General features: G+C 55.7%; 8 protein-coding genes. All 8 read right to left on the reverse strand.

From position 1 onward, the window contains the following. Positions 1-767: 767 nt before the first annotated feature. Positions 768-1,079 carry a hypothetical protein gene (locus RHOOR92_RS19640; RefSeq protein ID WP_155950231.1) on the reverse strand — a complete coding sequence of 104 codons (312 nt, stop codon included), beginning with the start codon at positions 1,077-1,079 and terminating at the stop codon, positions 768-770. A 105-nt stretch (positions 1,080-1,184) separates the two neighbouring features. Continuing rightward, positions 1,185-1,967, reverse strand: a complete 783-nt coding sequence (locus tag RHOOR92_RS19645) for a hypothetical protein (RefSeq protein ID WP_155950232.1) — start codon at positions 1,965-1,967, stop codon at positions 1,185-1,187. 192 nt (positions 1,968-2,159) lie between these two features. Then, positions 2,160-2,744, reverse strand: a complete 585-nt coding sequence (locus RHOOR92_RS19650) for a hypothetical protein (protein ID WP_155950233.1) — start codon at positions 2,742-2,744, stop codon at positions 2,160-2,162. A 74-nt stretch (positions 2,745-2,818) separates the two neighbouring features. Then, positions 2,819-3,082, reverse strand: coding sequence for a DUF3892 domain-containing protein (locus RHOOR92_RS19320; RefSeq protein WP_196802019.1), 264 nt, complete (start codon positions 3,080-3,082; stop codon positions 2,819-2,821). A gap of 878 nt (positions 3,083-3,960) precedes the next feature. Beyond that, complete coding sequence (locus RHOOR92_RS19655; RefSeq protein ID WP_155950234.1) at positions 3,961-4,404, reverse strand: hypothetical protein; 444 nt, start codon at positions 4,402-4,404, stop codon at positions 3,961-3,963. Between the two features lie 95 nt (positions 4,405-4,499). Next, positions 4,500-4,913 (reverse strand): hypothetical protein, encoded by a 414-nt coding sequence (locus RHOOR92_RS18745; protein WP_037115374.1) that lies wholly within the window; start codon positions 4,911-4,913, stop codon positions 4,500-4,502. 758 nt (positions 4,914-5,671) lie between these two features. Then, positions 5,672-6,094 carry a hypothetical protein gene (locus tag RHOOR92_RS19660; protein WP_155950235.1) on the reverse strand — a complete coding sequence of 141 codons (423 nt, stop codon included), beginning with the start codon at positions 6,092-6,094 and terminating at the stop codon, positions 5,672-5,674. A 1,092-nt stretch (positions 6,095-7,186) separates the two neighbouring features. After that, on the reverse strand, positions 7,187-7,477 hold the full coding sequence (locus RHOOR92_RS19665; protein ID WP_155950236.1) for a hypothetical protein: 291 nt from the start codon (positions 7,475-7,477) through the stop codon (positions 7,187-7,189). Positions 7,478-7,886: the final 409 nt, after the last annotated feature.

A 7,886-nucleotide genomic window follows, 5' to 3' on the forward strand; every position in this document is an offset into this window, starting at 1 on the left:
AATTCACGGATATTCCTTGAAAGGCCTAACGCTAGAGTTAAGCGGCGGCGAAGCCGTCCGCCTTGAACGAACTGTTAGGCGGCCCCGAGGCGCGACCTTTGATGGACGATAGCGCCACACCAAACGCACTACAAGAACGCGAAATGGTGAGGGCCTGCGTACGACAGACAAGCTGCTGACGAGATGGTGACGTTGCTACGCACCGCGCGTGCGGAAGACGCGATGGATGCGCAAACGAACACGCGCGCAAGTTGCGAAGAACTGCCCCAGCGCACGCGCGCAACACGCGCAGGCCAGCCCGACGCCGAACGAAGAAACCAAGGTGATGCGGAGCGCGACCTGGACGCTGGCGTTGACTTGCCACTGACCCGGAAAGCTCTTGAAGCCTAACGCTTGAGTTAAGCGGCGCGCGGCTTTTCGCGCGTCCGCTTGGACGACTGGTTAGGCTTGCGCCCAAAGACCGCAAACTCACCGACTAGTATTAGCAGCAGCCCGATGAGCCATGCAGGCATCCAGAAAACTAAGAACGTGACGAGCTGGAAGGATACGTGGTTTGCGTAAAGGTCGGGGCTGGGTGGCCCAGAAAGGGCTGCGTGGGTACGCCAAACGCAGTGAGCCAACATGCCAACGAGCCACAAACATGTGGTAGCTGTGTAGATGGTCTGTGGCTTACGGAGCGTATTTCGCATTTGAAGCCTAACGCTGGAATTGAGCGGCGGCGGAGCCGTCCGCCTCGAATGAGTTGTTAGGCTAGCAGCCCCCAGCGATCACGAAAACCATTTTTGCCAGAGGCTCGCTAGAAACGCAAAAATTGCAACCAAGATGAGTGTGTAACGCAAGCCGTTTACCGAGGAAAGTGTGGCATGCGTGATGCGATATAAGACAGATTGGCGCTGCTCAACGCGGTCAAGACGGCCGGTCATTTCCTGCACCATACGACGAATATTTTCGTGATCCTCGACGGTCCAAGGATATGAATCTAAGTCGCGCTCTGGCCGAGCGTCCCTTTTGGCGTTAGAGCTAAGCTCATAGTCGTTGAGCTGGATCCAGCGTGACTCCGTGTCTTTTTCAATGCTCATTGCTTGGTGCTCACGAGGGTTTTGAGATTGGCCTAACGCTTGAGCTAACCGGCGCGAACCCGCGCAGCGGGTTTGCGTCCGGTTGAGCGAATAGTTAGGCGCGCATTAGTTGCTCGCCTTTTCGAGGTTGTACAGAAACTCGTGATGCTCGCCACCGACTTCCACGTCCAATCGGACCTGCTGCCGTGTGCTGGTAACACTCGGTAACGACACCATCACAACGCCACCGTACCACGTCCCAGGAAACACGGTTTGCTTCTTGAGTATCGTTGACGATAAGGCCCGTAAGTTCTCCTGCCCTTGTTCTGCCAATGCTGCAAATCGTGCGCTAGTGTTGGCATTTGCTACATTTTGCGCCGCCTGCGCTGCGGCATAATTGTATGTGGTGCTCGAATAATTTCCATACCCGTAGGCGCTTACACCATTGCTGGCATATGCGGACCCCGAATAGGTTCCGTAGGTATGTGAATACCCAGCATTCGCTGCGTTTATTGAGTCCGTAGCGCCAGCGAGCGCGACGGCAAATGCCGCCCATGCTTGACGCCGCTTTTCTTGTGCTACTAGCTGGTCGTAGGTATAAACGTGTAGTGCTTCCACTCGCCCATTTACCGTATCGGACGCAGATACGTTTTCCGTTGAGAAGACCAAGTCATTTGTCAGCCCGTTGTGTACGGCGATTACGAATGCACCCTGATCCCCACTTTTAATCCTGTTGCTACGCGGCGTCACGGCAACCGTGTTTAGCTGTGTGGATATGATCGTGTTTTGGCCGTCTTGAAAGACAGACCGCTCACCACGGGATGGCACGGCGGTCAGTGAACCGTAGGTGGCGCAACCCTGTAGGCTACAAAGAACGAGCGCAACGGCTCCCAACATTAAAAGCTTCACGGCGATTCCCCTTGTGCAAGGCGTCTGGACCGCGTGCCGACGGCGCGGCCACGCAGTGATTGGATACGTGGCAACAACACACGCACCTACTTTTCACACGCAATGATCGTGCCAGATTTGGTAGCGCCCTAACGCCCGAGGTAACCGGCGCGAACCCCGCGTAGTGGGGTGAGCGTCCGGTTGACCGAGATGTTAGCACCCACTGCGAGGCCGACCTTTGATCTCGAAGTCTGGAGCCGGCAAGCCCAGCGGCGTATAGAGATGGCTTATGACGAGCGAAGGGACACCCCGACTTGCAACCTCCATTGCATCACCATCTACCAGCGAAGCGTCGAAGCCGTCGGTGAAATGTGCAAAACCTTTGTTTGCAGCGTGGAACACGGCGAGTAACGCGCTCTCGGCCTGCAAGGCCGGACCGGAATAATGAGAAATGGCTACGGTTGGTGTGACCAACCCCAACGGCCCCGACGAATTTGAGAAAGACTCTATGCCTACGTCGTCTTGCCGGCGGCGTGGCAACTTGACGTTTTGTAAGTGGCTGCCTTGAACACAGAGACCTAAAAACTCCAAGAGGGCTCGGCAGTGAATTAGACCAGCTTCGATTGCCGGGTTAATAAATGCGTTGGAATTTCCCTCGATCGATAACTTCCCGTCGAAGTAAATTTCCATTCGCCTCGGCGCATCCCAAGCCATGCGGTACTTGAGCGCAAGCGCGAGTGCGCTGACAGCGCCCAAGCTGTAAGGTACAAGCCGATTCAGAATATAGTCGCGGTCCATCTGTGGGTGCTAACGCTAGAGTTAAGCGGCGCGCGGTTTTCCGCGCGTCCGCTTGGACGAAATGTTAGACCTGTTTACGGGCACTCGGGAAGGCTCAATAGGTTGTTCGGCTGCTCGCCGTCATTCTGAGTCTTGATGTACTTGTTGCCAGCGGCGCTGACGGCGACAACAACCCAAACAGACTGACCGTTGACGCTAACCCAGAATCGCCACTTGCCGGACTCTATGCCAGCAATTGCGTCTTGTTGGGAAATTTTCCAGCGCTCACCGTTGCCGATGCCCCCGATACTTTGAATGCGCTCATGCGCGCTTTGACGATTGGTCTTGTTGATGCACATGATCTGATGATCTGTCACTTTCCTGCCTCCACTGCACGCTGACTATCTCAGCGATGCTATCAAAGCACCCGGACGTCTCATCTGCTGAGACAGGTCTAACGCTGGAGTTAAGCGGCGGCGAAGCCGTCCGCCTTGAACAAAATGTTAGAACTTACTGCCGACATTATTGTGGAAGTTCTGACCTAAGAACGAACTTGCCAGAAAGTGCTGCGCTTGCAGCGCCGATCTCTTGTGATGGAGGCGGAACACGAATGACCAATGCATGTCCTTCTGGTGCCTGCTGAGCCCTGGTTGCGTAGCCGTCGCGCCATTGTTGAGGGGCTTGAAGAAGAATCTTCTCGGCTCGCAGCGATATCTGGAACAAACTGCAACTCGGGCACTCGAAGTATTTGCACTTGTTGAAGTCGACGAGGCAAAAGTCCGCTGGAGATCCGCATAGGGGGCAGTCTTGCTTGATCACCTCTCTCTCGGGCACAGCAATCTCCATTGAGTTCTAACGCCCGAATTCAGCGGCGCGAGCCGTAGGCGAGCGTCCGCTGGAATGAGATGTTAGGCGCGGCCATCAAAGAATAGCGACCACACCGCTAGAATCGTCCCGATTACCGTGAAAATACCTAGGATAATATTTAACCAAAGCAGTCGGCCGGAAAGCGCCTTGTTTGACTGTGTGTACTCGCGTATGGAACTTCCGACGTCTTGCGCGCACCGGGCAAATAATGCGGCGCGCTGCTGTTCCCAGACCTTACTGTTTACCTGGGAGTCCGTGTAGAGTGCGGTAAGAAGATCTTCGATGGACTTATCTTTGATGTACTCGTCGCCCTTCATAACACGCTGCCTTTCTTGTTGCTACTGACGTGTAGCCGAATGAAACGTGGACCTCAGCGCACCGGTTTGGGCGACGTATTAGATGCTGCCGGCTCGGCTGGTTGTATTTGTTGGCGCATCGGGTAACTATGTTTGGCCAGTGCAACAACGGCCTCGCCGAAGTGCGCGGTAGGGTGAACCCTGCACCAATTCTCGACCCAGTTAAGTAGAGGATACGCAGTGGATTCGTTTGGAAATACGTCATAGGTATGAGGCTCGGCCATGTTGTATCCCGTTTCGAACCCAAGAAGATACATCGTGAAGCCTTGAGTTTCGTTTGCGTACGCGGCCGAGCCTATGCCATCCAACCTAGCCCTTTCCATAACCGATACGAAGTTTGGACACGTGACGCCACCGACGCCGCCAGCGATGAAGAAACCCCCACCAGTATCGGATGCTTGCGCCGACCCGGCGATCACGGCGAGCCCTAGAATCACCACTTGGAACAATCTCTGCACGCCCGTTCCCCTTGATGCGCGCTAGCAGCGCCTAACGCTTGAGGTAAGCGGCGCAAAGACCGCGTAGCGGGATTTGCGTCCGCTTGACCGAATTGTTAGGCACGGGTGTCACGCTTGCTGTAAATAAGTAGCAACAACACGATGATAACCGCTGCCCAACTTGGAATGGTAGCGAGCCAGCCAGCCGCTTGATACAACAACCAGCCAATAAAGGCCACGGCCACGAGGACGAATGGGAGTGCCAAAAGCCACTTGATCGCGGTAGCCAGATGCCGAGCGATGCCAATAAGGCGACTATCTCTGGTGAGGTCAATGGCTGACCACAATGCCATGATTGGAAAGAACACCGCGCCACCCGCGATGAGCCACCCCTTCCAGTGCGCGAGCGTGACGACGCCAGAAAATAGCGCCCAAATCTCGAGTGCGGAGAACCCGACGAACAGGATGACGAGGCCCCATTTGCCGGCAAGAGTTTGGTCAAAAGCCTGGGCCTCTCGAACCTCGTTCATAGTCTCCCCCCGTGCCTAACGCTGGAATTGAGCGGCGGCGAAGCCGTCCGCCTCGAATGACTGGTTAGGCAACGAGCCGCCAAACGAGGCCACTTGCAAAAATAATGTACCAGATGCTTACGAGGGCTAGCACTGCGGGAATTTGCCACCACCAAAGAAAACGCCACCGACGGACCAATGCCAAACCACTCAGCAAAAACAACAACAGGAACGCTATAGACAACGCGGCGGTCGGTGGTGACCCCTCGGAATGCTGAGATGCCGACAGGCCGAACAGAAGCAACCAAAAGCCGGCAAGCAACAACCAGAACCAGCCAGTGATCTTGATGTAATTGATGCGAGCCAATTTTGAATGCCTAACGCTGGAATTGAGCGGCGGCGTAGCCGTCCGCCTCGAATGAGTGGTTAGGTTGCCTTGCAGCACGGCAGAACAAGCCACTCAGCTTTTGTCGAAGTTGCCCGCATCTAGCTTCGCGCCGCAGGATGGGCAAGTAGGACGTATGGCAGCGAAGACGCTTGGCAAATCAGCAAAACCTTCCACCCGGTGGCTACCACCATTGAAGTTATCGAGTGAGTAGCTCTCCCACATAGACGAGTAAGGCTGATCGTTTTCGCGAAGGCACAATGCGCCTTTGTGACCGCACACACATGTCATTGGGTACTTCGTTCGCATGCTCACATTGTACCTACCTCAGATTCTGCTGTAGCCGTGTATCACTGGAGTTGAGCGTCGGCGTAGTCGGCCGCGTGAAGGAAAATTAGCGTCGACGAACGGTGGCCGCCTTTATGAGGCCGAAGGTCTTGATATCGGCTGTTGCGACAAACACCCATCCCCCTTCGAGGACCGCTATAAAAGACACCTCTTTAGATTTGCCGCCCGCTATAAGCCCAGCCAGCATCCCAATGGGCCCCAGCGCTACCGCGCCGACTGCACCCCACCCAAGCGTACCCGAGAGTCGTTTGACTGACTGCTCTGTTGCTACCTCCACGGACTCGATGCGATGCAGTGGAATTGCTCCACTTCCATACCCAGGAAGGTTTATCTTGGCGCCGGATACAAGATGGGCTGTACCCGTACCGAAATTTCCGCCAACAAAAGTGACTTTGCCCATTTTATTAGCGGACGGCGATGACTCCACCAGAATGTCGCTCGGACGCCCGTCGTCTTCCATATCTTCCATTTCTACTACCCCTTCAAAGTGGGAGTTCTGGTTCCGTCACTCCATGACTTGCGTGATCTTGACCAACCTAACGCCTGAGTTAAGCGGCGGCGAAGCCGTCCGCTTGGACGAGGAGTTAGACGGTTGCGACGCAGCACGCTCGGGCGACGATGTGGGCGCACGACGAACGCGAAGCTTGAGCAACCAACCACCCCAAAACTGCCAGCTCTGAAAGCTCAGGCTTGCGACGACACTGCGCGAAATGCTGCTGCGGCGACGGACGACAAGCCAGCGCGAAGCTGAGCGAAACACACGATACGGCAAACCAACACGAGCTGCCGACTAACGCTAGAGTTAAGCGGCGCGCGGTTTTTCGCGCGTCCGCTTGGACGAACTGTTAGGCATAAGCCCACAGCAACATGCCGCCTAGTGGTAGCAGCGCGAACAAGACTGCAACACCGAGGCAGCCCGAACCGCCGGATGCGGAACCGCTTGAGGAGAATTGCTCGCTATCTTGCGATGGGTGCGAACGCAACCAATTTGAGTGGCAGGCTTGGCAGAAGAACTTTGGCTTACCGTTACGCCACGCCTCAATGGTGCGGTTGTTGTGCCGAGTAAGGGTATGGCAGCGGGAGCACTTGAAGAACTTCTCCGGCGGTTGACGCTTCGGAACGAGCTTGGCGACCAACGCCAAGACGGCCACAACAATGACAGCGACGCCAAAGATCGTCTCCGGTGCCACGGACTTCCCCCCTTATGCCTAACGCTGGAGTTAAGCGGCGGCGTAGCCGTCCGCCTTGAACGAGTTGTTAGGCGACACCTACGCGCCCAAGGAGTGCAAGAGACATTGAGGGACTGTGCTTAGGTTGCCAAACTTAACTAGGCAGCTCTCGATGTTTGAACAATTCTTGCGACCGATAGCAGACGGGCCGTTTGGAAGCGAAACAACCTCGACGGTGAGAGTGACCTCTTTTTCTACTACGGGACAGTGTTGTCGCTGCGTATTCGTGCTTTTCGTCGAGGCCATAGGTTTCCCCTTTGTGACGCCTAACGCTTGAGTTAAGCGGCGCCGGAGGCGTCCGCCTTGAACGAGTAGTTAGAGCGCACTGCCACTCACAGCATGCTCCAGATAACAGCGATTGCAGGTAGAAAGCCTAGCGCAGCGCAAACGCTGGCACGAACTTTGGCTGCAGTAAAACTGAAACCGGAAAGACAAAGTGCGGCCAAGATGCACACAACACCGACGCCCAATACTGCAATTGACAGGTGCCGAGCGGCTTCGATTTGTGCGCGCGGAACGGAGGGCGAGGGATCACCAAGTTGCGACGTGACGCCGAAGAAGGCGAGCAGCCAACCAGCCACAACCAGAACCAAAGCCAGATTTGCTGCCGTAGTCTGCTTCATAGGCTCTAACGCTGGAGTTGAGCGGCGGCGTAGCCGTCCGCCTCGAACGAGTTGTTAGGCACGTGCTTACGTACCCGCGCTACCTGCCACCTTGGTTCTTCCGCTCTTCAAGGCCCTGAGGCCGAGAAAAACAGAAATTGCAGAGCAGAGAGCAAGGCCAAGCACGTAGCCAAGATGGAAGGCCGAACCGCCGGCACCAGAAAGAAGAGCCGAGAGGGTAGCAAGCGTACCGACGCAGCCCCAAAGTAGAAGAAGCGCCCCGACGATGGTTGATACGACGTGCATCTGAAACTCCTCGCAATTGTTTGAGGTGCCTAACGCTGGAATTGAGCGGCGGCGAAGCCGTCCGCCTCGAATGACTGGTTAGGCCTTACGCCCGACGAACCAGCGAAAGCGACCGATAATCCAG

Source organism: Rhodanobacter sp. OR92 (assembly GCF_000427545.1).
Lineage (GTDB): Bacteria > Pseudomonadota > Gammaproteobacteria > Xanthomonadales > Rhodanobacteraceae > Rhodanobacter > Rhodanobacter denitrificans.